This window comes from Corynebacterium sp. HMSC063G05 (assembly GCF_001810555.1).
Lineage (GTDB): Bacteria > Actinomycetota > Actinomycetes > Mycobacteriales > Mycobacteriaceae > Corynebacterium > Corynebacterium jeikeium_D.
Genome location: NZ_KV801849.1, coordinates 88,557 through 111,194, shown reverse-complemented (window position 1 = coordinate 111,194; position 22,638 = coordinate 88,557). Strand labels below are relative to the sequence as shown.

17 protein-coding genes are annotated in these 22,638 nt (G+C 59.2%); 10 read left to right on the top strand and 7 right to left on the bottom strand.

Translation table 11 applies throughout. The annotated features are described in order from the left end of the window. Nucleotides 1-4: 4 nt before the first annotated feature. Nucleotides 5-3,685, top strand: a complete 3,681-nt coding sequence (locus HMPREF2751_RS04995; protein WP_070595601.1) for a hypothetical protein — start codon at nucleotides 5-7, stop codon at nucleotides 3,683-3,685. Here HMPREF2751_RS04995 and treZ read toward each other — a convergent pair. After that, the gene (gene treZ, locus HMPREF2751_RS04990; protein WP_049190434.1) at nucleotides 3,682-5,598 is read right to left on the bottom strand and encodes a malto-oligosyltrehalose trehalohydrolase; all 1,917 of its coding nucleotides are present in this window, start codon (nucleotides 5,596-5,598) and stop codon (nucleotides 3,682-3,684) included. The two genes, HMPREF2751_RS04995 and treZ, sit on opposite strands and share 4 nt — an antisense overlap. A gap of 130 nt (nucleotides 5,599-5,728) precedes the next feature. On the opposite strand from treZ, the gene HMPREF2751_RS04985 reads away from it, so the two are divergent. Further along, complete coding sequence (locus HMPREF2751_RS04985; RefSeq protein ID WP_180950660.1) at nucleotides 5,729-6,430, top strand: YigZ family protein; 702 nt, start codon at nucleotides 5,729-5,731, stop codon at nucleotides 6,428-6,430. Nucleotides 6,431-6,436: 6 nt separating this feature from the next. Here the strand turns inward: HMPREF2751_RS04985 and HMPREF2751_RS04980 are convergent, their stop codons facing one another. After that, nucleotides 6,437-7,183, bottom strand: a complete 747-nt coding sequence (locus HMPREF2751_RS04980) for a helix-turn-helix domain-containing protein (RefSeq protein WP_016422973.1) — start codon at nucleotides 7,181-7,183, stop codon at nucleotides 6,437-6,439. 152 nt (nucleotides 7,184-7,335) lie between these two features. Here HMPREF2751_RS04980 and HMPREF2751_RS04975 point away from each other — a divergent pair, with 152 nt between their 5' ends. Then, nucleotides 7,336-7,581 (top strand): hypothetical protein, encoded by a 246-nt coding sequence (locus HMPREF2751_RS04975; protein WP_005510313.1) that lies wholly within the window; start codon nucleotides 7,336-7,338, stop codon nucleotides 7,579-7,581. Continuing rightward, the gene (locus tag HMPREF2751_RS10620; RefSeq protein ID WP_016422972.1) at nucleotides 7,582-7,974 is read left to right on the top strand and encodes an RNA-binding S4 domain-containing protein; all 393 of its coding nucleotides are present in this window, start codon (nucleotides 7,582-7,584) and stop codon (nucleotides 7,972-7,974) included. Here HMPREF2751_RS10620 and HMPREF2751_RS04970 read toward each other — a convergent pair. From HMPREF2751_RS04970 to HMPREF2751_RS04960, 3 genes are all read right to left on the bottom strand, one after another. Beyond that, the gene (locus HMPREF2751_RS04970) at nucleotides 7,922-9,088 is read right to left on the bottom strand and encodes a GTP pyrophosphokinase (RefSeq protein WP_070566032.1); all 1,167 of its coding nucleotides are present in this window, start codon (nucleotides 9,086-9,088) and stop codon (nucleotides 7,922-7,924) included. The genes HMPREF2751_RS10620 and HMPREF2751_RS04970 overlap by 53 nt on opposite strands. Then, complete coding sequence (gene treY, locus HMPREF2751_RS04965; RefSeq protein WP_016422970.1) at nucleotides 9,078-11,540, bottom strand: malto-oligosyltrehalose synthase; 2,463 nt, start codon at nucleotides 11,538-11,540, stop codon at nucleotides 9,078-9,080. The genes HMPREF2751_RS04970 and treY overlap by 11 nt, the downstream gene beginning before the upstream one ends. A gap of 113 nt (nucleotides 11,541-11,653) precedes the next feature. Beyond that, on the bottom strand, nucleotides 11,654-13,297 hold the full coding sequence (locus HMPREF2751_RS04960; protein WP_070595599.1) for an exonuclease domain-containing protein: 1,644 nt from the start codon (nucleotides 13,295-13,297) through the stop codon (nucleotides 11,654-11,656). Nucleotides 13,298-13,620: 323 nt separating this feature from the next. Between HMPREF2751_RS04960 and HMPREF2751_RS04955 the strand changes: the two genes are divergently transcribed. Further along, on the top strand, nucleotides 13,621-13,863 hold the full coding sequence (locus HMPREF2751_RS04955; protein ID WP_005510305.1) for a HigA family addiction module antitoxin: 243 nt from the start codon (nucleotides 13,621-13,623) through the stop codon (nucleotides 13,861-13,863). A gap of 173 nt (nucleotides 13,864-14,036) precedes the next feature. Here the strand turns inward: HMPREF2751_RS04955 and glgX are convergent, their stop codons facing one another. Next, complete coding sequence (gene glgX / locus HMPREF2751_RS04950; RefSeq protein WP_049193987.1) at nucleotides 14,037-16,178, bottom strand: glycogen debranching protein GlgX; 2,142 nt, start codon at nucleotides 16,176-16,178, stop codon at nucleotides 14,037-14,039. A gap of 274 nt (nucleotides 16,179-16,452) precedes the next feature. Between glgX and HMPREF2751_RS04945 the strand changes: the two genes are divergently transcribed. The 5 genes from HMPREF2751_RS04945 (at nucleotide 16,453) to HMPREF2751_RS04925 (ending at nucleotide 21,776) form a co-directional block, all read left to right on the top strand. Further along, nucleotides 16,453-17,949, top strand: a complete 1,497-nt coding sequence (locus tag HMPREF2751_RS04945; protein WP_049170291.1) for a methylmalonyl-CoA carboxytransferase subunit 5S — start codon at nucleotides 16,453-16,455, stop codon at nucleotides 17,947-17,949. 23 nt (nucleotides 17,950-17,972) lie between these two features. Continuing rightward, entirely contained in the window at nucleotides 17,973-19,586 is a 1,614-nt protein-coding gene (locus HMPREF2751_RS04940) for an acyl-CoA carboxylase subunit beta (RefSeq protein WP_049193986.1), read from the top strand. Continuing rightward, nucleotides 19,586-19,891, top strand: coding sequence for a hypothetical protein (locus tag HMPREF2751_RS04935; RefSeq protein WP_048734709.1), 306 nt, complete (start codon nucleotides 19,586-19,588; stop codon nucleotides 19,889-19,891). The genes HMPREF2751_RS04940 and HMPREF2751_RS04935 overlap by 1 nt, the downstream gene beginning before the upstream one ends. Nucleotides 19,892-19,962: 71 nt before the next feature. Then, nucleotides 19,963-20,322: a biotin/lipoyl-containing protein gene (locus HMPREF2751_RS04930; protein ID WP_016422964.1), complete on the top strand. Its 360-nt coding sequence runs from the start codon at nucleotides 19,963-19,965 to the stop codon at nucleotides 20,320-20,322. 89 nt (nucleotides 20,323-20,411) lie between these two features. Beyond that, a complete protein-coding gene (locus HMPREF2751_RS04925) occupies nucleotides 20,412-21,776 on the top strand; it encodes a Na+/H+ antiporter family protein (protein ID WP_016422963.1) in 1,365 nt (454 codons plus the stop codon). Nucleotides 21,777-21,816: 40 nt separating this feature from the next. Here HMPREF2751_RS04925 and HMPREF2751_RS04920 read toward each other — a convergent pair whose 3' ends face one another. After that, nucleotides 21,817-22,515: a TetR family transcriptional regulator gene (locus tag HMPREF2751_RS04920; protein ID WP_246823154.1), complete on the bottom strand. Its 699-nt coding sequence runs from the start codon at nucleotides 22,513-22,515 to the stop codon at nucleotides 21,817-21,819. Between the last annotated feature and the right edge of the window lie 123 nt (nucleotides 22,516-22,638).

The window sequence follows — 22,638 nt, the reverse complement described above, 5'->3', positions numbered from 1 at the left end:
CACTATGACTGGGGCAAGCAGTGTCGACCAGGGTGTCCGAGTGGAAAATACCGTGATTGTCGAAATGTGGCTGGCTGCCGCAGAGCAGGACCTGGCCACCCGGATTCCAGGGCTGTTGGAATCTGCCACACAGGCCAAAGTTGAGCCACTGTTTGTCTGGTCAGGGCTGGCGATGGACGAGGTTGAGCGTATCGACCGCTTCCTGGGAACGCTCCTGGCCCATCATCTGGCGGGCGGTACTGCCGCCGATATTGAAGCTGCGAAGAGTGTCGTTGACAATCACCCGCTGGTCACCCTTGCCTCGCTGGTAGGACGCGCCGCGCGTGTTGCGTCGGCAAGCGAAATGTGGCTGGACTGGCCAGCCGCTCTGCAGCTGGATCCAGACGCTGACACTACCGGCGCGCTCATCAAGCACCTCGCCGCCGCAGTGCCGACAATGCTGGCCAATGCTGGTTTGCCTAACGACGTCGACAGCAGCCAGGCCGACGCGGATCCGCTGCAGCGGGCAGCGCAGGTGCTTCTGCTGCACGCGGGTGTGCAGCTATCAGTGATGCCACTGATTATCGAGCGCTGCGAGGAACTTGCCGGGGTAGCGGAGCTATCCGACCCTTCATCAAATGACTTGGTACAGGCGCTCTCGAAGGTTCACCCGCTGCTCGAGGAGCTGCTGACCGAAATCGCAGAGGCGGAAGATGGTGTCTACCCGCTGGCGCTGCGTCAGTTGGCCAGGACGGCACCTCGTCAGGCACACAAGTTGTTTAAAGCAACCCTCGGCTACGCCATTGCCACCGCTGCCGATCCGGCCAACTGGGAGGCCCGGGAAGAACTCGGCCAGCTCGATGCGGGGCTGCCGCCCATGCTGGTGGCCGCTGCGCGTGAAGAGCTGCGTATGCGTCCGGCGGGTACTGCGAATCGTCGTGAAGCCGTGGGCGTGGTGGCAACGACCGGCCGCCCGCAGCTGTACTTCGATGAGCTGACGCAGACCGTTGGCGTACAGCTACCGACGCCGCTGGATCCGGCGGGACGGACCTGGCGTGTCACCTTCGGCGGCACGGTAGCAACGACGCCGGTGGTGGGCCTGCAGGATTCGCTGCCGCGTCCAGTGGTGACCATCGATGAGCCGGTGCGCGATGTGCTGGTGGAAATCGGCGATGAGAAGCACTGGCGAGTCCCCGCGATTAGCACTGAGGACCCGATTCTCATTTTCGGTGCCGACGGTCAGTCAGTCACAGACAAGGTCTCGCTACACTCGACGTCCGCTACGGTGGTCTACCCGGTTGATGCCACACTCGTTGACCCCGTCACAGGCGCTGAGGTGCCATTGCTATCGGACCCGCGCCCATTTAACTGGGAGCTGTGGCAAGTCGCTGAGATCGATCTCCGCGATGTTCATGCAGTTCAGGTTCGTCGGTCCGGGGCGGCCGGCGAGGTTCGGTCGGCATCCCCGCAGCGTCAACCGCGAATGACCATGCCTCACGCGCGTCTCGACGGCACGGTGTCTGCCTACGGCACCCCGGTTTACGCCGGTGGTCCGGTCGCTGTGTTCCCGCCGACGCTGTCCGGTAAGGACGAGTCCTGGCGTGCTATCGTCACCGATTTTGGTGGATATGGTGCGTTTACCACGGATTCCGTCATGGTCTATGACCTCGAGGTACCCGCCGCGGGTGGCGAGGTTGAGATTCTTACCGATGACGATTACCCGTGGGTCGGCGAGTTCGTGGTTCGTCTGGTCAATCCGCGTGGCCGCAGCTTCCAGAAGCACTTCGCCATTGCGGAGCAGGCAGACCTCACGATTACTTACAGCGGTGGTGGAGACGGCTTCCGCATCCCAACCATCGACGGGCTGAGCCCCGCTGACATCCGCGTTGTTTCCGGTGACAAGCCGCTTGACGCCGAGCCGGCTATCGTGCGCCTCGGGGCGGACGAAGTCACAGGTACCGTCGAGCTTTCCACCGAGGAGGGCGCATGGCTGCAGTTGCAGGTCACGCCAGGCACGCTGCAGTTTGAGGTTCCGCTTGCCGACGAATCCGTCGCCCGCCGCACCACTACATTGGTCACCCGCCCGAAGCGTGTCGATGCCTTCGGCAAGATTGTCGTCAATGCCCCGGGCGAGTTGCGCCATGCGCATGTTGCAGTTTCCAGCGGTGAGCGCGACATCTGTCGCGTCCCCATCAAGCGTTTCGGCGATACTGGCTACGCGGAGTTCGGCAAGTTTGCAGACCGTATCTCCCTACTGAAGGCTCTGCGCATCAGTTTGGACTGGACACGTGTGACGGGACGGAAGCGCCTGTCTGTACCACTGGTGGAGGCTTCCTCCCGCGATGCCATCCGCCAGATTGCCTTCAACGATGAAGCCACCGACATCATCGAGGTTGATGTCGCTGACGACGTTTCGCACTTGCCGATGACCCTGTGGCTCTGGGCCGCCGGTCAGCCGTGGCGCGAACCCGTCGCCTTGGAAGTCGTGGAGGGCGAATGCGAGCTTCCCGACGAGCTCCGCGGCCTCGGCCCATTCGTCGCGCAGGTGACTCTCGGTGTGGAAAAGGAACGCCACCCGCAGTGGCCGGCGGCCGGGTCGACCATTCTGAATCATGTCGATGATGCAGAGGCTATCGACCTCGATGGCGAGGACACCGATTCCGTTGCTCGCGCGCAGGAACTGTGGGGCGAGCTAAATCAGGATCAGCTCGCACGTTTGTGGACGCTACTGGCGACCTTGCGCGCTGGTCGTGCAACCGACATGGCGCAGGCGAATCCGCTGCTGGCCGCACCTAGGTTGGGTGCGATCTTGTGTGCCGAACCACGCGCCGGACTGGCAGCGTTGAACCGTTCAGTTATCGCGCTCGACGATCAGCCGGGTATGTTTATCGCCTCCGGACTCGTGCTGGGAGACTTCAGCGCTACTAAGCCAGTGCCAGGACGTCGCCGTGTGCCGTGGCTCGGTGCATTGGCAGCATTAGCGGATCTCACTGATGAGAGCGTGGACCGTTCTCGACAGCTGGATTATCTGCGCACAACTGGTGGCCAGGGACTGCTGGACATTGCTGCCAGCGGCCAGGACACCACTCTGGAGTCCGCTACTATCGACCAGAGCTCGGTGCAGATTACCTCGCTGCCTGAAGCACAGGCCAGCGCTATTTTGTCACAGGTCTTTGATCCTTACCGCATGGTCCCGGGTCCGCTGACCGACGATGACGCTCGTTTCACGGCAATCTATGAAGTGGTACGCAATCGTGCTGAGATTGTGGAATCCGGTGTCATGACCCAGCTTGCCGCCGCCTCTCGGGTGTTGTTTAAGACGGTGTCGAAGGCGTCTCCACGACTGCGCAAGGCGGTCAATGTGCGCTTCCACAAGCTCGACGGCATCGATGCGGATGATCCTTCGCTGCACTGGACTCTGGTGCCGGGAACGTCACTGCTTATTGCAGTGGCTGCCCGCGTATTGGCTCGTACTCAGGCTGAGAACTCTGATGCCAGTGTCGCCGTTGTCCGTGAGCTGATTCCGATGTGGGCTCAGCTGGCGGACCTGGTTCCGACGTTGGTGATGAGCGATATTCTCATCGCAGACGCGTTGGTGGCTCACGTCCTCCACGGTGACGTTACCGAGTTGCCGTGGCCAGCACCCGAGTTGGGTGCGGCGGATGAGGAAGAGTCCGACACCGAGGCTGAAAGTCCGGCTGACTAGCTGAGCGAGACGACAGCGTAGCCCCACGCTGGAAGCGAGATTTCGGGACCGGCAGCTTCGTCATTGACGATGCTGGCTGCTGCGTCTTCAAAAGTGTGTAGCAGGTGGGCGGAACCGAACTCGGAATCCAGGCTGACGCTGGTTTCGGCGTCGGAGAAATTCGCAACCAAAGCGACAGTTTCAAAGGCATCCGAGTTTCGGGCACCCATTTCGCGCTCATCCTGGCTGCGCACAACGACGAGGCAACGATTGTCCTCGTCATACTCAGTCACCACAGATGCCGACCAGGGAGTGCGAAGCGACGGGTGGGACTTCCGCAGCGCGAAGAGATCGCGGTAGGCCGCCAGAATAGTGGCGTGCGAGTCCTCCGAGACCTCCTGCCAATTGAGCTTCGAGTGGTGGAAGGTCTCTGGATCCGATGGGTCGGATACCTCCTTCGGATCCCACCCGGCACGGGCAAACTCACGTAGGCGTCCCTCGCGCGTGAGCCGCTGCAGCTCCGGATCTTCATGGGAACAGAAGAAAGCAAACGGGGTAGAGGCGCCCCATTCCTCACCTTGGAAGAGCATCGGGGTGAAAGGACTGCAGGCGATAACTGCTGCCTTTAAAACCTGCTGCGCCGGGGTGAGGTTCATCGACGGACGGTCACCGACAGCGCGGTTACCCGTTTGATCATGTGTGGTCGTGTACGTTACGAAAGCATGCATGGGCTGTACAGACAGGTCGAAGAGACGACCATGAGTGCGACCACGGAACGTCGACATTGTGCCCGTATGCCAGAAGCCAGTTTCCAAAGCACTAGCTAGCGCTTCCACCGACCCAAAGTCTGAGTAGTAGGCGTGGTCCTCGCCAGATACTAGCGTGTGCAGTGCATGGTGGACGTCATCATCCCACTGAGCGTTGAGGCCAAAGCCGCCGGCAGCGCGCGGGCGGACCAAACGCGGATCATTCTGGTCGGACTCTGCAATCAAAGAACGCGGAATACCAGTCTCGGCTGCGACAGTGTCTGCGACAACCTGCATCTGCTCCAGAATGTGGAATGCCCCCTCGTCATGCAGGGCATGGACTGCGTCCAGACGAAGACCGTCGACGTGGTAATCCACCAGCCATTGGCGCACTGCATCCAAAATATACGCACGCACCTCATCAGAGTTGTCGCCAGTGAGATTGACAACCTCACCCCAACCCGTCGAGCCACCAGCGGTGTAGGGGCCGAAAAATCCCACATAGTTGCCGTCTGGACCAAAGTGGTTAAAGACCACATCCAAGATGACAGCCAAACCCTTTCGGTGGCACGTATCAATCAGCTTCTGTAGACCCCGCGGGCCACCGTAGCCCTCGTGCACGCTGTGCCAGGACACACCGTCATAGCCCCAATTACGGTCACCACCGAAAGGCTGCACTGGCATCAGCTCAATATGTGTTACCCCCAGCTCAATCAGATGGTCTAGATGTTCCACCAAACCTTCGAAATCACCAGAATCGCTGAAGGTGCCCACATGCAGCTCATAAATCAGACCTCCTGGCAGAATCCGGCCCGACCAGGCCGAGTCCTTCCACTTATAGGCACCCAGGTCAACGACCTCGGAGAAACCATGCGGACCATCCGGCTGCGACTGGGAACGCGGATCTGGCAGCGGTATTGTCCAGTCACCGACAGCGGGGGAGGAGTGGTCCCCCGATTCGTCGTCAGGCGCGCCGTATCCCGCATGTGCCCGCAGCGAAAATGCGTAGCGATCCCCCGGTGTGCGAGCCACATCAGCTTCAAACCAACCAGAGTTGGCGCCGTAGTCATCGGTCGCGTCAGCGATGGGATGCATATCCAAAATCGCTGGCGCGTCAGGATTGCCCAACAGCAGACGGACTTCGGAAGCGTACGGGGCCCAGACTCGGTAGTTGCTCATGGGCACCATGGTAGGTCAGTCAGCGGATGGGCACAGGGGAACCGTTTTCGAACACCGCGGATTCGAGGGGAGTCAAAGGTGAGGTCGAGAAAAGTACCGAGCGGCGGTGATTGGGTGTGCACTAAGCCCATAGGCAACAATGGACACTATGACCACCGAGCCATCCACTTCGACCGAAGCGACGCAGAATCAGCGTGACATCGAGCTGATTGTCCCCGCCGGCGGTGACATCGTCACGAATGAAATCGAGATTAAGAAATCTCGCTTCATTACGTGGATCGCGCGTGCCGACGACGAAGACAGCGCCCGAGAGGTCATCAATTTGGCCAAGGCGGAGTACCCGGATGCTCGCCACCACTGCAGCGCATACATTCATGAGGTCGTCGGAGGGAATCGGGTGGAGCGATCTTCAGATGACGGTGAACCTGGTGGCACGGCAGGGCGCCCGATGCTCGATGTGCTCCAGGGCTCTGGAATGACGAATGTCACCGCCGTAGTGATCCGCTATTTTGGCGGCATCAAATTGGGCACGGGTGGGCTTGTGAGGGCCTATTCGGATTCGGTCTTAGAGTGTCTAGAAAAAGTCACGCGCATGCGGCGCGTGCAAAGAGCCTTGAGGGTAGTGAGTGTCTCCGCCGCAGATGCCGGTCGCATCGAAGCGGAATTGCGTGCTCGTGGTTATGAGATCGTGGAAACGAGGTGGGGCCAGAACGTGGAGTTTTCGATCGCGGTGACTGCCGAGGGGATTGCCCAGCTTGACGGCGAAATGCAGGCGCTGACTAAGGGAGCTAGCGAGCCGTCTACGGACGGTGGCGAAATCTGGTGGGAGCTGCGCGCTTAACAGCCGCTAACCCTGGTTCGGGGATTCCTCGCCGTTGTGTGCGCCGCGATGGCGCTTGAGAATTTCCACCAGTTCGTCCTTATTTTCCGCAATCTTTTCTGGCCGACCGAAAACGCAGACTGCCGCGACAGTAGCACCGTCTTCCTCCACTGCGATAGAGACACCGTCAACGCCACCGCCTTCGGCAATACCCGGGGCAGCACAGACGCCGGTCTCTGCGATTTCCCCGGCCTGGCGGAGGAAATCATCCACATAGACCTGGTCTTCCGGCCGCGCGGAGTTCAGGTAGGACCACAGTTCGCGCTTTTCAAACCGACTCATCAAAACCCAACCTGCAGAGGTGCGCAACAGCGAGCGCGGCAGGAAGTTCTCCGTCAGGTACTGGTAGCGCATGGATTCACCGACGGTTTTGAGGTAGAAAAGCTTGCCACCAACCGGCAGTGCCAGCACGGTAATCAAGCCAGTTTCGTTGTGAATCGCCTCGAGCTCAGCCGTCGGAACGTTGACCATGCGACGACCGGCCATGACATTGAGCAGAAACGGCGCCATGCCGAGCGTGTAACGCTTGTTGGACTCGTCAAGGTAACCTGTCACAGTCAGACCGTTGACAAGGCCCTGCGTGGTACTGAGCGGATAGTTCAGCGTGTGGGCGATGTCAGTGAGGGTTAGACCTTCGTTAGAGCGCGCAACGAGTTCGAGGATCGCCGCAACGCGGTCGACCATGCGGTGGCGGGGGCGGACAGTTTCTGTCATAGGACTAACACTAGCAATCAACCTACGCCATTGTGTTAATTACCTACCCAAATAGGAATATCTAGCAGGTTTGCTATAGCTGTAGAAATTTTTCCCGAATTGTACGCCCTATCGACCTATGCGATGCGTCAGGGCGACCAGAACGCTCTAATATGTACTCCATGAGCTATCTTCAGCCCCAACCTCAGAACCCCATTGAGCTCCGTAAGAACGCGGTGCGAAAGTACTCCCGCAATGCCGTTGTATGGGCAGGCAGCGGTGTCGTCGGCGGTGCAGTGCTCGGACTTCTAGCCGGAAGCATGTCCCTATTCCTCATCCTGGCAGTAGTCGGCCTGGTCGGTGGTTTTCTCAATTGGCAAAAGGTTCAGCGGATTGTGAACTACAAGGATCCGCAGTAAATGCCTGCTCAGCAGCAATTGTCTACCGAACCAGTGCGTATCGATGCCTGGATTTGGGCGGTCAGGTTGCTGAAAACTCGCTCATTGGCCGCAGATGCGTGCCGTGGCGGCCACGTCAAAGTCAACGGCGAAGCCGTGAAACCCTCAGTTCTGGTCGTCCCAGGGGACAGAGTGCGACTGTGGGCAAACCACCGCGAACACATTGTTGAGGTCACCAAGACGGTGAAGAAGCGGGTCGGAGCTCCGGTGGCCAGGCAGTGCTATATCGACCACTCTCCGCCACCGCCTCCGAGGGAGATTCTCGCATCGATGCCGATGCGCGATCGCGGTGCCGGGCGGCCTACGAAGCGCGATCGCCGTCAGCTCGATCGTCTTCGGGGACGTCGCTCATAGGCATCCCGGCCTCCGCTAGTTGCTGCAACCGTGCGCGCAAACGGGCTGGTCGACGCTTCGGGTTATGGCTGGTATCTGCAGTGGCCTTGATGTGCTTTTCACCGCGAGCCGCTAGTAGTAGGTCATCGATAACACGCACATGGCCTGGGTTAAAGCGGTACTTCATGGCCTTGCTTACCGCGCTGAGGCGCTGCGGATTAAGTAGCTCTCGCAGCTGCCCGACAGTGCGGATGCCATTGCGCTCCAGCAGTTCTTCTGCCCAGCCGTAATGCTCTGATTTCGATCGGGGCGCATCTGGAAGCAGCATCGTCAGCACGCCGGGTAGGGTTTCCTCAGTCACCACAATGTCATCGGCTGTGGTCTTTGCCGGAGCTGAGGGCTGTTTGCCCTCTCCCTGCGCGGAATCGTCCGGCGTGGATTCCTCCAGCACGGCAACGACTTGGTCGAACTGCTGATCCGCGAGCTCAATAAGGCCAGCGGCCAGCGCAAAAGCTCGATCAATCCGCGGGTCTGTCGCTCCCTCAGGGGCCTTATAGCGAATATCGTGCTCAAATTCCGCCCACGCATGCTGCAGCACAGTGCGCAGTTGCACCTCAAACTGCATATCCGCATATGGAGCTAGCTCTGACGGCGCCGCCGTCGACACCTTGCAGATCAAGTGCTGGGAGCCGTATCCCAACCGGCCGCTGATTCGTGTCTCCGCGGTTTTGTCAATCCTACGCAGCACAGTCAGCGAATCTCCCAGCGCATCCATGATCGCGGGAATCTCCGTCGAATGGTACGTGGTTACACGCACACCGATGATGTCGTGGATACCGTGCCACGGGTCAGGGTAGACGTAGTTGCCGTCCGCTTCACGACGCAGGGCCTTCTGCCGCAATGAGCGGAAAGACTTCACCCGCGCCGTGACATTGTCAAAGGCCAAACCGGCATCGGAGAGAATCTCTTTAATCGCATCGACAAAGTCCTGCGCGGCGGTGGGGTGCCGAGTTGCCCACGAGTCGTACTTCGACTGCAGTGCACGTGTAACCTCTCGATCCTCCGCCAACTGAGTCTTGCGGGTCTGGTCGCGGGAATCGTCGGGAAGCGAATCCTTCATTCGATTAGTCGTCATCGTCCTCGCGTACCAGCAGTGCTACTGGGAAGGAGCTGAACAGAGAAGCCACGGCGATGGTGCCGGACCAAGTATGGCCAGTGAAACGGTCGGTCCAGAATCCCTTGGGAAGTGTCACTGTAGTGTCGCCCCAACCGCCTTCGCGTTGCAGCCCCAGCGGACGGCGCGTCACCAGCGCGATAACATCTTCCGGCTCGCCCTTCGGTCCACGTGCTGCACCGACCAAATGACGCTCGCCGACACCCACGGCGAATACTGGCTGGTAGGCGCCGCCGACGAAGGACTCCGGGCGTTCCGCACGCAGCTTCACTCCGTGGTGAGTCACCATCAGCTTTGCGACGTCCGCATCGGCATCCGTAAAGTCCTCCGGCAGCTCAGCTGGGTGCTCTGGACTCTTAGTTACCGACGTGACCTCATCGCGAGCAACCTTATCCAGCGCCGCGACGCGCGCATCGTAGTCGACGAACCGGCGGTTGTCAGGATCAACCAGGGAGTCCTCTGTGAACTCCGTCCCCTGGTAGGTATCGGGGATGCCGGGGCCGACAAGCTGGAGGAGCTTGCGCGACAGTGACGTGGTCAGGGCAGCTGGCGCAATGGAGCGGACGAACTCTGTGATGGAGTCGGTCAGGGGGCCGTCGAGAAGCGCGTCAATCCAGCTGCGGATGCCGAGTTCGAACTCCTCGACCGGCTCCGTCCAGGAGGTGTGCACATCTGCCTCGCGGATGGCCTTAATGGCGTAGTCGTGGAGGCGTTCGCGCAGTTCATCGGTAATCACGCCGTCGGTCGGCCAGACTCCGATGATGTTCTGCAGCAGGAAGTAGCCGGTGGCATCGTCCGGGGCGGGGGTGATGGCCATCCAGTTGCGGACATTTTCAGCCCAGTCGCCGGAGACATCGGAGAGCTGGAGAATGCGGGCGCGGACATCTTCGCCGCGCTTGGTGTCGTGCGTGGACAGCGTGGTCATGGTTCGTGGCCAGAGGCGAGCACGTTCCGACTGCAACAGGTGGAACTCCGCCGCAGACATGCCGTAGCGACCGAGATCACCGCCGACTTCGTTTAGGCTGATCAGGCGGCAGGCACGGTAGAAGGTGGTGTCTTCGACACCCTTTGCCATGACCGCACCACAAACCTGAGCGAACCGCGTGGCGGCCTCACCACCGGCTACCAAACCTGCCGAAATGAGGTCGAGGGCAAAGACACGCGAGGGGAAACGCGCTGCCATTTCACCAATGACCGTGGAAGCCACTCGCGACAGGGAGACATAGTCCGAACGGTAGACAGGCATGGCAGCGACCAGCTTGCAGATGGTGTCGATAAGTACCTCATCGCTGACGCTGGTACCGCTGATAGACCAGTTATCGCGGCGCAGGGCACGTGCTAGACGACGGACTTCTGCAGCCAACTCGTGCGCTGCGACATCGTGTTTGAGAGCCTGCGCAGTTGCCTGCACGGCAGTTTTGTCCCAGGTTGAGCCGGACTGCTGCAGAGCCAACATACTCATGGCGTCTCGGGAGTCGCGGTTGACGAAGACATTGTCGAACTCACGCAGGGCGTCGTAACCCGTGGTGCCGTCAACCTGGAGCCTCGGATCCAGTGGCTCTTCGGCACCCAGAATCTTCTCGATAACCAGCCACTTGTCATCGCCGAGTAGACGGCGCAGCTCACTGAGGTATCCGAATGGGTTGCTGAGGCCATCCGGGTGGTCAATGCGGACACCGTCAATGATGTCCGCAGCTAGCAGCTCGCGGATGATGCGGTGTGTGTGCTCGAATACCACCGGGTTTTCCTGGCGGATGCCGGCCAGGCCGTTGACGCTGAAGAATCGACGGTAGCCAATGACCCCGTCCTTCCAGTACATCAGGCGATAGGCCTGGCGATCATGTACTTCCTGCGGGGTGCCGTCCTCGGTGCCGGGGCGCACCGGGAATGTGTTGTCGTAGTAACGCAGAAGTGGCTCGTCGCCAGAGGTGTCGAGCTCCAGCTTGTCGATATCCTCCGGGGATCCCAGAATCGGCAACCCCATCTTGCCGTTGGCACCGTTGTCCTCGTGCCAGTCGATATCGAAGTATGGCTCGAACTGAGAATCCTTGCCATAGGTCAGAACGTCCCACCACCAGGCATTGAGCTTGGGCTCCTCAACACCGAGGTGGTTCGGTACCAGGTCGATAATGATGCCCAGACCGGCCTTGTGCGCCACCTGCGCGAGCTTCTGCAGCTCTTCCATGCCGCCGAGCTCCGGGTTCACTGTCGTCGGATCGATGACATCGTAGCCATGGTTAGACTCCGGTACGGCGGTGAGGATAGGCGACAGATACAGGTGTGAAATTCCGAGGTCTGCCAAGTAGCCGACCTGTTCAGCCGCGTCAGCGAACGTGAAAGCGCGCCCGTTTGGGTCGGCCTTGGGGCCACGGAGTTGGAGACGGTAGGTGGACGTAATTGGTCGGCGACTCATGTTCCCCTTTATACCGCCCACCAGGAAAAGCTGCTGCCTGACCGCTGTGGCAGCAGCTAGCCCCAGAGTCTGCACCCGCCGTCCGAATGCGAATTTTTTCTCGTGAACGTGGCCTAGAAGGGTGGCATTCCGTCATCGCCCGGCAGGGAAGTGGAACCAAACATTGGAACCGACTCACTGGAGTTGTCCCCGGTGCTGGCGCTAGGTGTTCCTTCCGCAGTGTCTCCCGCTTCGGACGCGCCATCCTCTTCCGGATTCAGCCCGAGTGCGGTGAAGAGCTCCTTCTCAGTCCAGATCTGGATTTCCTGGCCTTCGGCCTGCAGCTGTCGAGCCCTCTTCTCCTTCGACGTCACCGAATCCCACGGACCGGCGACCAAAATGGTCGTTTTCTTCGTGACACCCTTATTGATATTCGCACCTGCAAAGGCAATCTTGTCCCACAGAAAGCCCTTGTCATACGGTGCAAAATCACCGGTCAGTGTCACCCGCTGCTGGTACAACAGGCCGCTTGGATCCGCGTCCGGATTCGGGTCTGGAATGGTGTCCGGTGTCTTGGCCGCATCCCATTTCGCATTGCGACGCGGCCGTCGTGACGGCGCGGAACTGCCGGACTGCGCACCAGCACCAGCACCAGTTCCCGCGTTGGTCCCGGCACCAGTGCTGGCGACACCAGCCGGGTCATAGCGCACCATCCGCACTCGTCCACTGCCAATCTGGCCCAAGCTCAGCGAGACCTTCTGGCTCAAATCAGCCACCGATGTTGCGCGCTGCTGCTCCATCAACCACAGCGCTACCTCAGCACATGCGACCGCATCGGCCGTCGCATCATGATGATTCTCCAGCGACGTCCCCGCGGCCTCCGCCAATGTCGGCAGCTTCAAGTTGGGCAGCCCCAACTGCATCTGCCGAGCCCACATATAAGTACACGCAAAATTCAACTTCGGTGCTGGAATGCCTTCCGCCCGGCACGCCCGCGACAGGGCTGTGAAATCAAACCGCGCATTGTGAGCAACTACGTCCAAATCCCCAACGACGTCAACAAACTTCGCCAGCTGCTCCGGAAATGACGGCTCACCGGCCACATCCGCCGCTGTGATGCCATGAATCGCGACATTGGCTTCATCAAAATACTCCAGCCCCTTTGGCGGACGGCACATCCAGGAATAACGATCCGTCACCTTCCCGCCACGCACGACCGCAACACCAAGCTGAATAATCGAGCCGGTGTCTTCGTTCGCTGTCTCTACATCGAACGCCGCAAACGGTGCGATGTCTGACACCGCAACCTCATCCCCAGTAGGAAGCGGTGCAAAAGGCACAGAGTGCTTTACGACGTCGCCCGCGCCCTCAACCACACTCACGCCTTCGGTGACCGCCGCGCGCTGTGCCACCCACGGCATCAACGTGGAAGTAAAAGCATCTGCTGAGTTGTAGAACTCAGGATTCTTGGCTATCTCCGCCACGAGGTCTGCCAGCAACTGCGCTGCTGCCTGACGATGAGGCATCACACGGGCCTTTGGTAAAGCTACCCCGAGGTCTACCGTGCCGGGGAAAAAGCGGTTGGCCGGAGTGTAGACACCGTTTTTACTTGCCGATGCGACCTCGGCAACGTCGGTAAGCGGGAGGGGCTTCGCGGGGGCGGTGCTGGCCGTGTTGATGGTGTGGGTAAGGCGGAGCCCATCTGCGGTAATAGTCACCGTGTCGCCGGTGAGCTCGAAGACGACGGCGGGCTCGGAGGATGGCGTGGTCGTAGTCATGCACTAGATGGTAGCGCCGATGGCGGATTGAGCCCCATAGAGGCTGTGGTACCTGCGGTTCTCGCCGAGTACACGTGGCTTCCGACAATGTGGAAATGCCCACAAAAATAGGAATATTTATGGAGCGTTCGGACAGTGGGGGTGTCTGTACCCCTGAAAACCACATGTTTTGGGGGGTTAAATGTCCGGATGCATTTTGAGCGGGCGCTCCTTATACTTTTCGACGAACGGCGGTAACTGGTCGTTCGAGCTTTCGAGCTCAAGCGAAGGGCAAAGCGGAAACAACGTATGCCAGTGAAGCGATGAAATAAGGAGTAAACATTTTGAGCACGCATCCTGTGCACCCTGGTTCTATCTTGAACGATAATTTCCTCGAGCCGCGACACCTCTCTATCTACCGACTGGCTCTTGCCATCGGCGTGCCAAGCTCAACTCTGGAGCGCTTTCGCACCGGCCGCACTGCGGTCACTACTGACCTCGCAAATCGACTGTCCGACTACTTTGACACCGAGCCGGAGTACTGGTTGAACTCTCAGGCGGAGTTCAATATGCGCGCATCTGCGTAAGAAGACTTCACGCCAGCTCGGCTCCCGCGGTGCTGTGTTGACCCAAACCCTGTTTTGAGTTGAACTCAGAGCCGAAAAATCCCCTGTCAGTGGAAGAAAAGTCTTCCGCCGACAGGGGATTTTTGTGTAGGAACAAACCCAGGCCCAGGCCCCTACACCCAACGCGGATGCGGCTAGTGCCGCTCGATCAGCACGATGGTAGAACGGGCTGGCACGCGGAGCTCGCCTTCTGGCTCAACGATGCGCTCGCGGGTCGGGCGACCCGTGATCTCTGTGGTGTCGATGATGACTTCCCAGCTGTGTGCGTATTCGGTGCCCGGAATTTGGAACATGATGTCCTCGTGGTGGGCGTTGAAGCACAGCAGGAAGGAGTCATCTTCAATCCTGTGACCTCGGCGATCAGGCTCAGTGATGGCATCGCCGTTGAGCCAGACCATCAACGACTTGCCGAAGTCGAAGTTCCAGTCATCGGTCGTCATGACACGACCCTCATAGGTCAGCCAGGCAATGTCACGATCGTCGGTTTCCGCACCGAGCGGGCCACCGCGCAGGAACCGGCGGCGTCGGAAGACTGGGTGCTCCGCACGCAGCTCAGTCAGGAACTGGGTGTATTCGACCAGTTCAGAGTTGGTACGCGTCTGATTCCAGTCGACCCAGGCCAAACGGTTGTCCTGGCAGTAGACGTTGTTGTTGCCCTTCTGGCCACGTCCCATTTCGTCACCGTGGCTAATCATCGGAGTGCCCTGGGACAGCAGGAGAGTGGTCAGGAAGTTACGACGCTGGCGGGCGCGCAGCGAAATGATGCGCTCGTCGTCGGTCGGGCCTTCCACACCGCAGTTCCACGAACGGTTGTGGGACTCGCCATCGCGGTTGTCCTCGCCGTTGGCCATATTGTGCTTCTCGTTGTAGCTGACCAAGTCGTTGAGGGTGAAACCGTCATGCGCGGTCACGAAGTTAATCGACGCAGTTGGGCGGCGGTCATTGTTTGCATACAGGTCCGAGGAGCCGGTGATACGTGAAGCGAACTCGCCGAGCGTGGATGGCTCACCGCGCCAGAAGTCGCGGATGGTGTCGCGGTACTTACCGTTCCATTCAGTCCACTGCGGTGGGAAGTTACCGACCTGGTAGCCACCTTCGCCGACATCCCACGGTTCTGCGATGAGCTTGACCTGGCTGACAATCGGATCCTGCTGCACCAAGTCAAAGAAGGCGGAGAGGCGATCCACATCGTGGAATTCTCGAGCCAGGGTGGATGCCAAATCGAAGCGGAAGCCGTCGACATGCATCTCGGAGACCCAGTAGCGCAGCGAATCCATAATCAGCTGCAGCGAGTGTGGGTGGCGCACATTCAGGGAGTTACCGGTGCCGGTGTAGTCCATGTAGTGCTGGCGATCGCCTTCGACCAGGCGGTAGTAGGCCTCGTTGTCGATGCCTCGGAAGCAGATGGTTGGGCCCATGTGGTTGCCCTCGGCGGTGTGGTTGTAGACCACGTCGAGGATGACCTCAATGCCGGCATCGTGAAATGCGCGCACCATGCCCTTGAACTCGCTGACTGCTCCGCCTGGCTTTTGGGAAGCCGAGTAGTCCTGGTGTGGTGCTAGGAAACCGAAGGTGTTGTAGCCCCAGTAGTTGCGCAGCCCCTTTTCGCGCAGGTGGTCGTCCTGGAGGAACTGGTGGACCGGCATCAGTTCGATAGCCGTGACACCAAGGTCCTTGAGGTAGTCAATAATTGCCGGATGCGCGAGACCGGCATAGGTACCACGTAGCTCCTCCGGGATATCCGGGTGAGTCATGGTCATACCCTTGACGTGGGCTTCGTAAATCACGGTCTCGTTGTACGGCGTGCGAGGTGCGCGGTCAGCGCCCCAGTCGAAGAATGGGTTGATGACCACGGAGGTCATGGTGTGTCCCAGGCTGTCCTCGGTGTTGCGCTTCGAGTGGTCATGAATGTCATAGTTGAACAGTGATGGGTGACCGTCGAATTCGCCGTCGAAAGCCTTGGCGTATGGGTCGACCAGCAGCTTGTTGGGGTCGCAACGCTTACCGTTGGCCGGATCGAATGGGCCGTGTACGCGGTAGGCGTAGCGCTGGCCCGGCATGATGGACGGGATGTAGCAGTGCCAGATATGCGCATCGACTTCTTCCAACTCAATGCGTGTTTCTTCGCCTTCGGCGCTAATCAGACAAAGCTCAACCTTTTCCGCAACGTCGGAAAAGAGTGCAAAGTTGGTGCCAGCGCCGTCGTAGGTAGATCCGAGCGGGTAAGGCTCACCCGGCCATACTTGATAATCGCCGACTGTATTTGCTTGGTTCATGTGACTACCTTAACCGTTTTGTAAAAAACATGAGCCTTTTTCGGTCCCGTGTGGGCGCGCCATCCGTCCCATCTGTCGAGCGCACTTCGCAAAAACGACCCCCAAGGAAAAATTCGAGTCGAACGATTAAGAGCATAAACTTCGCGTGAAAATAAGTATTTAACCCTGCAAGTGGGCAATTTGACACTCTAAACGCACCTTGGCGGGCGCCGAATCCCCAATATTCGCGGTCACCAACGCGCGAAGATCCCCAAAGGCCTTTACTTTTGGAGTTATGAGTCCACGAACCATTGGTGTAACGGAAGTAGCGTTCCGAGACGCTCATCAGAGCCTCATGGCAACGCGAATGGCTATGGAAGACATGGTCGATGTCTGTGAAGAAATGGACAAGGCCGGTTTTTGGAGTGTGGAGTGCTGGGGCGGCGCAACCTTTGACGCCTGCATCCGCTTCCTTAATGAAGATCCCTGGGAGCGCCTGCGGACATTCCGCAAGCTGATGCCGAATAGTCGCCTGCAGATGCTGCTGCGCGGCCAGAATCTTCTCGGTTACCGCCACTACGAGGACATGGTGGTTGACAAGTTCGTCGAGAAGTCCGCTGAAAACGGTATGGACGTATTCCGTGTTTTCGACGCGCTCAACGACCCACGCAATCTCGAGCACGCCATGCGCGCGGTCAAGAACGTCGACAAGCATGCGCAGGGCACGATCTGCTATACGACGTCTCCGCTTCACGACGTCGACGGGTACGTGAAGCTCGCTGGTCGTCTACTGGATATGGGGGCGGACTCCATTGCGTTGAAGGACATGGCAGCGCTGCTGAAACCCCAGCCGGCTTACGACATCATCCGCGGCATCAAGGAAACGTACGGCGAGGACACCCAGATTAACGTCCACTGTCACTCGACCACCGGTGTCACGATGGTGACTTTGATGAAGGCCATCGAAGCTGGTGCGGATGTCGTGGACACGGCAATTTCGTCGATGTCGCTGGGCCCGGGGCACAACCCGACCGAGTCGCTGGTGGAAATGTTGGAGGGAACCGACTACACCACCGACCTGAACATGGATAACCTCATCACCATTCGTGACCACTTCCGCAAGGTGCGTCCGAAGTACGCAGAGTTCGAGTCGAAAACCCTGGTCAATACCGACATTTTCATGTCGCAGATTCCTGGTGGCATGTTGTCGAACATGGAAAACCAGCTCAAGGCCCAGGGCGCGGGTGACCGCGTCGAAGAGGTCATGCGTGAAGTACCGATTGTCCGAAAGGACGCCGGTTACCCGCCGCTGGTGACTCCGAGCTCGCAGATCGTCGGCACGCAAGCTGTGTTTAACGTGCTGATGGGACGCTACAAGGTTATGACGGCTGAGTTCGCCGACCTCATGCTCGGCTATTACGGGCAGTGTCCTGGTGAGCGCAACCCAGAGCTGATTAAGCAGGCAGCGGAACAGACCAAGAAGGAAGAAATCACGGTTCGCCCGGCTGATCTCCTCGAACCAGAGTGGGACGACCTGGTCAAGCAGGCCAAGGAGCTCGACGGTTACAACGGCACCGCCGAGGACGTCCTGACCAACGCACTGTTCCCATCCGTCGCACCGGGATTCTTCACCACGCGCGGCGAAGGGCCGAAGAACGTCGGTAAGACTGCCGAACAGCTCAAGCGCGAGGCGGAGCAAGCCTCAGGTGCTGCCAATGCCATTCGCGAGCCAATTCGCTACAAGGTCACCGTTGGCGGTCGCTCACAGACCGTCCAGGTGGAACCCGCCTAGGAACATCGGGAGAAGAGATAGCAATGTCGCAAAGTTCAGCAAACCAGCCGAATTCGGCGGATGCCGTCGCGCCGGGCGTCGACGCCTCGATGGCGGAGCGCCTGGATTATTTGGATGCTCAGCGTCGCCGTGTTGAGGCCGGTGGCGGTGAAGCCCGCCAGGCCAAGCAGCACGAACGTGGGAAGATGACTGCCCGCGAGCGTATCGACAACTTCGTCGACGAGGGCACTTTCCGTGAAACCGGCATGTTCATGACTCACCGCACCACCGACTTCGGCATGGATACTGCCGACGCGCCTGCCGACGGTGTGGTCACCGGCACTGCCGCGGTTCTCGGCCGGGCAGTGCACGTGGCCTCCCAGGACTTCACGGTCATGGGTGGCTCCGCTGGTGAAACGCAGTCCCGCAAGGTTGCGGCCACCATGCGCGCTGCTGCCGACAACGGCACTCCGTTCGTGTTTATCAACGACTCCGGTGGTGCTCGCATTCAAGAGGGGATTGACTCTCTGTCGGGCTACGGCCAGGTCTTCTACAACAATGTCTGGCTTTCCGGTCTGGTGCCGCAGATTTCCATCATTGCAGGCCCATGTGCTGGAGGCGCTGCCTACTCGCCAGCGCTGACCGACTTCATTATTCAGACTCGCAAGGCACAGATGTTCATCACCGGCCCGGGCGTTATTAAGTCGGTGACCGGCGAGGAAGTCACCTCCGAGCAGCTCGGTGGCGCTGATGCGCACATGGCCAAGGCCGGCAATATTGACTTCGTTGCCGACGATGACGAGCAGGCCATCCTGATTGCGCAGAAGCTCTTAAGCTTCCTGCCACAGAACAACACGGAAGAGCCACCAATCGTGGATCCGGTATTCGACGCCGAGCCGGATCCAGAGCTCCGCGACATCGTCCCCGTCGATGGCAAGAAGGGCTACGACGTCCGCGAGGTCATAATCCGTATCGCCGACAATGGCGACTTCCTCGAGTGCCAGGCGGGTTTTGCCACCAACCTAGTCGTTGGTTTTGGTCGAGTTTTGGGTCGTACCGTGGGCTTTGTCGCCAACCAACCGAACGTGATGTCCGGTGTGCTGGACATCAATTCCTCGGACAAGGGCGCAAAGTTCATCCGCTTCTGCAATGCCTTTAACATCCCGCTGGTCACCCTGGTTGACGTTCCTGGCTTCATGCCGGGCGTCACCCAGGAGCATGGCGGCATCATCCGCCACGGCGCAAAGATGCTCTACGCATACTCCGCAGCGTCTGTGCCCAAGGTGACCGTCGTCATGCGTAAGGCCTACGGCGGTGCGTACCTGGCGATGTGCTCGAAGGACCTCGGCGCGGACTATGTATTCGCATGGCCGACCGCGGAAATTGCGGTGATGGGCGCAGAGGGTGCGGTCAACGTGGTCTTCCGAAAGGAAATTGCCGCCGCGGGCGACGAGGAAGAGCAGGCGCGCGTGCGCGACGAGCGTATCGCCGAATACAAGACACGCTTCTCGACGCCGTATGTCGCCGCCTCGCGCGGACTGGTCGACGACGTGATTGACCCGGCGGAAACCCGCCTGCGTGTGGCTGACGCACTGTCGGTTCTGCGTAACAAGCGCGAGGTTCGCCCGGCCAAGAAGCACGGATTGGGGCCACAGTAATGTCTGACGGCATCGGTGAGATTAAGGAGCTGCGAGCGCTCGTCGCTGAACTGACCGACCGGTTGGATGCGACCTCGACAAGCTTGCAGAAGGCCACGGCACGACTGAATCAGGCAGAGAGCGAGTTGGCTGAACTGCGCAAACGCGTGGACGCAGATATCCCCGAGGATACTGTCATCGCCATTTCGGCAGCGGTGTCTGCGTACCTGGGCAATCGCGGCAAGGTGAAGGCAATTCGATACAACCGCCATAAGACGTGGGCTGCGCAGGGACGCCAGATCCAGCAGCAGCACAACCTGCGTTAGTTGGAAATTTTCGATAACCGACTTAATTGAGTCTGACTCATTGACTTTTGTTACGTGAGGATTGTTGAGCCATGAAATTGAAAGTGACTGTCGGCGGCATTGCCTACGATGTCGACGTTGAAGTAGTTGAGGAGCCCAAGCGTCTTTCGCCCATCGTGTTGGGTGGATCGTCGAGCGCTTCCGTTGAGCCGGCCACCGCTAGTGTCTCGGGTGTCTCCGCCAATTCGGTGGTGGCGCCACTGGCAGGTTCGGTCAGCAAGATTTTGGTCGAGGAAGGCCAGAAGATTGAGGCTGGGGAGGTGCTGCTCATTCTCGAGGCAATGAAGATGGAAACCGAGATTACGGCCCCGGCTGCAGGCACCGTCGGCTCTATTCATGTCGAAGTCGGCGACGCAGTGCAGGGCGGCCAGGGACTCGTCTCGATTGATTAGCCGCATTAGCCGGGGTGTAAAGATTTTGGGGTGAAGTCTTTCTAGCCCCGGTTGCTGGAAATACTTAAGGTTGCCTTAATATTTTCCTTATGAATGCCGTTCTTCTCGCCGTTTTGGTGATGCTAATCCTGGCGGTCTGCCGGGTACACGTTGTGCTAGCGCTGTTTATTGGCGCCTTAGTCGGTGGTCTTTCCGCCGGTATGGGGCTCGATGCCACAATGGTTGCCTTCCAGGAAGGCCTCTCTGGTGGTGCGAAGATTGCCCTGAGCTATGCCATGCTGGGTGCCTTTGCCATGGCAGTGGCATCCTCTGGGTTGCCCAAATTGCTGGCCGATTGGCTGATTGCCAAGATCGGTACGGAGGATGAAGGCGCTAAATCTAAGGCAGAGGCATGGACCAAGTGGGGTATGGTCGCCGGCATTTTGGCCATGGCGATTATGTCGCAGAACCTCATCCCAGTTCACATTGCGTTTATCCCGCTGATTATTCCGCCGCTGTTGCCGGTATTTAACCGCCTCAACATCGACCGTCGAATGATTACCAGTGTGATGACCTTCGGTTTGGTCACCACCTACATGTGGGTTCCGGTCGGATTCGGTTCTATCTTCCTGAACGACATCCTGCTGGGGAACATCGAGAATGCTGGCCTTGATGTTTCCAATATCAACATCATGATGACGATGGGCATCCCGGCTCTCGGCATGCTGGCCGGTCTGGCCATTGCCGTATTTTTCTCCTACCGGAAGCCACGGCATTACGAAGATCGGCCGATTGCCCAGTCCTCACACGCAGAAACCCAGTCTGACGAACCGGTGTCGAAGTACCGAGTTATCGTCGCTCTCGTTGCAATCGTGGTGACTTTCGTCGTCCAGATTGTGATGAATTCTATGGAGACCGATGCCGATCCGTTGCTGATTGGTGCACTCACTGGTCTGGCAATCTTCATGCTCACCGGCGCCGTGCGCTGGCGTGAGGCGGACGACGTGTTCACCGCCGGTATGAAGATGATGGCCCTGATTGGTTTCATCATGATTTCTGCACAGGGCTTCGCCTCGGTGATGTCGGAGTCCGGCCAGATCGAGCCGCTGGTGACCGCTACTGCAGAGCTGTTTGCGGGCAACAAGCCTGCCGCTGCATTCGCCATGCTGGTCGTTGGTCTGGTGGTCACGATGGGTATTGGTTCGTCCTTCTCGACGCTGCCGATTATCGCCATCATCTATGTGCCGTTGTGTGTATCGCTGGGCTTCTCGCCGATGGCTACCGTCGCCATCATTGGTACTGCAGGTGCTCTGGGCGATGCTGGTTCGCCGGCATCGGACTCGACGCTCGGCCCGACGATGGGTCTCAATGCCGACGGGCAGCACGACCACATTCGCGATTCGGTTATTCCGACCTTCCTGCACTTCAACCTGCCGCTGCTGGCAGCTGGTTGGGTAGCAGCTCTGGTGCTCTAACGCTGGGGCTTGACCGTGAGCGTGATTGTTTCAGCGGGGCTTACTGACCTGCAATTCCCTTAGTCCCCGCAACCCCCGCAATTCCGGCGATAAAGAGCTCGGTTCCCAGTGCGATGCGCTGGCGGCCGAGCTCTTTTGCCTGTGCAGCAGCATCTTCAGAGGAAGTCTCGACCTCAACATCCTTATCATCAGCGTTCTCGCCACTGGTGTCGCCCTTGTTGGAAACGCCCTTGGCGCCGTTCAGGTCAAGCGCGATGGCTGTCTGCTGGTCGACTGTCGCGCCGAGAATGAAGTACACGAGGACGGATGCGGTATCAGCCGCTGATGGGGTGCTAATGGAGGTTTCGGGGGCATTCTCCAGGACGTCGGCAAGCAGTTGTTCGGGGCGAATCGTGGCGGTGCCCGTAGCGAGTGCGGCCGAGACGACCTCGGCGCCATCCCGGTGAGCGGTGAGGCAGGAGTAGAGCAGCTCGGCGACGGCTTCGATGTCGGCACGCCAATCGCCGGTGGCGGAAAACTCTGTGCAGGGAGCCAAGATGCGGTCAGCGACGGCACCCAGCAGTGCCTGCTTGGAAGGGTAGTGCCAGTACATTGCGCCAGCGGCGGTACCCAAGTGGCGAGTCAGGCGGCGGATCGTGAGATCGCCGAGTCCGTACTCGTTGAGAATGGTAAGAGCTGCGTCGACAATGATGTCCTTGGTCAATTGCACACTGCCTACCGTAGACGAAAGAAGAATCATCTGGAAGATGCCTCAAGGCTGAAATGTGGAGAGTAAATCCGCGCCACGACGGGAATTGAACCCTGTTCGACATTCTGTAGACGCGGTATTAAGTTTGATAACTGAACAACTTCTAAAACAGTG

Excerpts from the sequence above, each read along its gene's own strand:
- HMPREF2751_RS04925 (WP_016422963.1), top strand. The coding sequence starts at position 20,412 with ATGAATGCCGTTCTTCTCGCCGTTTTGGTGATGCTAATCCTGGCGGTC.
- HMPREF2751_RS04935 (WP_048734709.1), top strand. The coding sequence starts at position 19,586 with ATGTCTGACGGCATCGGTGAGATTAAGGAGCTGCGAGCGCTCGTCGCT.
- HMPREF2751_RS04980 (WP_016422973.1), bottom strand. The coding sequence starts at position 7,183 with ATGACAGAAACTGTCCGCCCCCGCCACCGCATGGTCGACCGCGTTGCG.
- HMPREF2751_RS04995 (WP_070595601.1), top strand. The coding sequence starts at position 5 with ATGACTGGGGCAAGCAGTGTCGACCAGGGTGTCCGAGTGGAAAATACC.
- HMPREF2751_RS04920 (WP_246823154.1), bottom strand. The coding sequence starts at position 22,515 with ATGATTCTTCTTTCGTCTACGGTAGGCAGTGTGCAATTGACCAAGGAC.
- HMPREF2751_RS04975 (WP_005510313.1), top strand. The coding sequence starts at position 7,336 with ATGTACTCCATGAGCTATCTTCAGCCCCAACCTCAGAACCCCATTGAG.
- HMPREF2751_RS04930 (WP_016422964.1), top strand. The coding sequence starts at position 19,963 with ATGAAATTGAAAGTGACTGTCGGCGGCATTGCCTACGATGTCGACGTT.
- glgX (WP_049193987.1), bottom strand. The coding sequence starts at position 16,178 with ATGAACCAAGCAAATACAGTCGGCGATTATCAAGTATGGCCGGGTGAG.
- HMPREF2751_RS04945 (WP_049170291.1), top strand. The coding sequence starts at position 16,453 with ATGAGTCCACGAACCATTGGTGTAACGGAAGTAGCGTTCCGAGACGCT.
- HMPREF2751_RS04960 (WP_070595599.1), bottom strand. The coding sequence starts at position 13,297 with ATGACTACGACCACGCCATCCTCCGAGCCCGCCGTCGTCTTCGAGCTC.
- treZ (WP_049190434.1), bottom strand. The coding sequence starts at position 5,598 with ATGGTGCCCATGAGCAACTACCGAGTCTGGGCCCCGTACGCTTCCGAA.
- HMPREF2751_RS04970 (WP_070566032.1), bottom strand. The coding sequence starts at position 9,088 with ATGACGACTAATCGAATGAAGGATTCGCTTCCCGACGATTCCCGCGAC.
- HMPREF2751_RS04940 (WP_049193986.1), top strand. The coding sequence starts at position 17,973 with ATGTCGCAAAGTTCAGCAAACCAGCCGAATTCGGCGGATGCCGTCGCG.
- HMPREF2751_RS10620 (WP_016422972.1), top strand. The coding sequence starts at position 7,582 with ATGCCTGCTCAGCAGCAATTGTCTACCGAACCAGTGCGTATCGATGCC.
- HMPREF2751_RS04985 (WP_180950660.1), top strand. The coding sequence starts at position 5,729 with ATGGACACTATGACCACCGAGCCATCCACTTCGACCGAAGCGACGCAG.
- treY (WP_016422970.1), bottom strand. The coding sequence starts at position 11,540 with ATGAGTCGCCGACCAATTACGTCCACCTACCGTCTCCAACTCCGTGGC.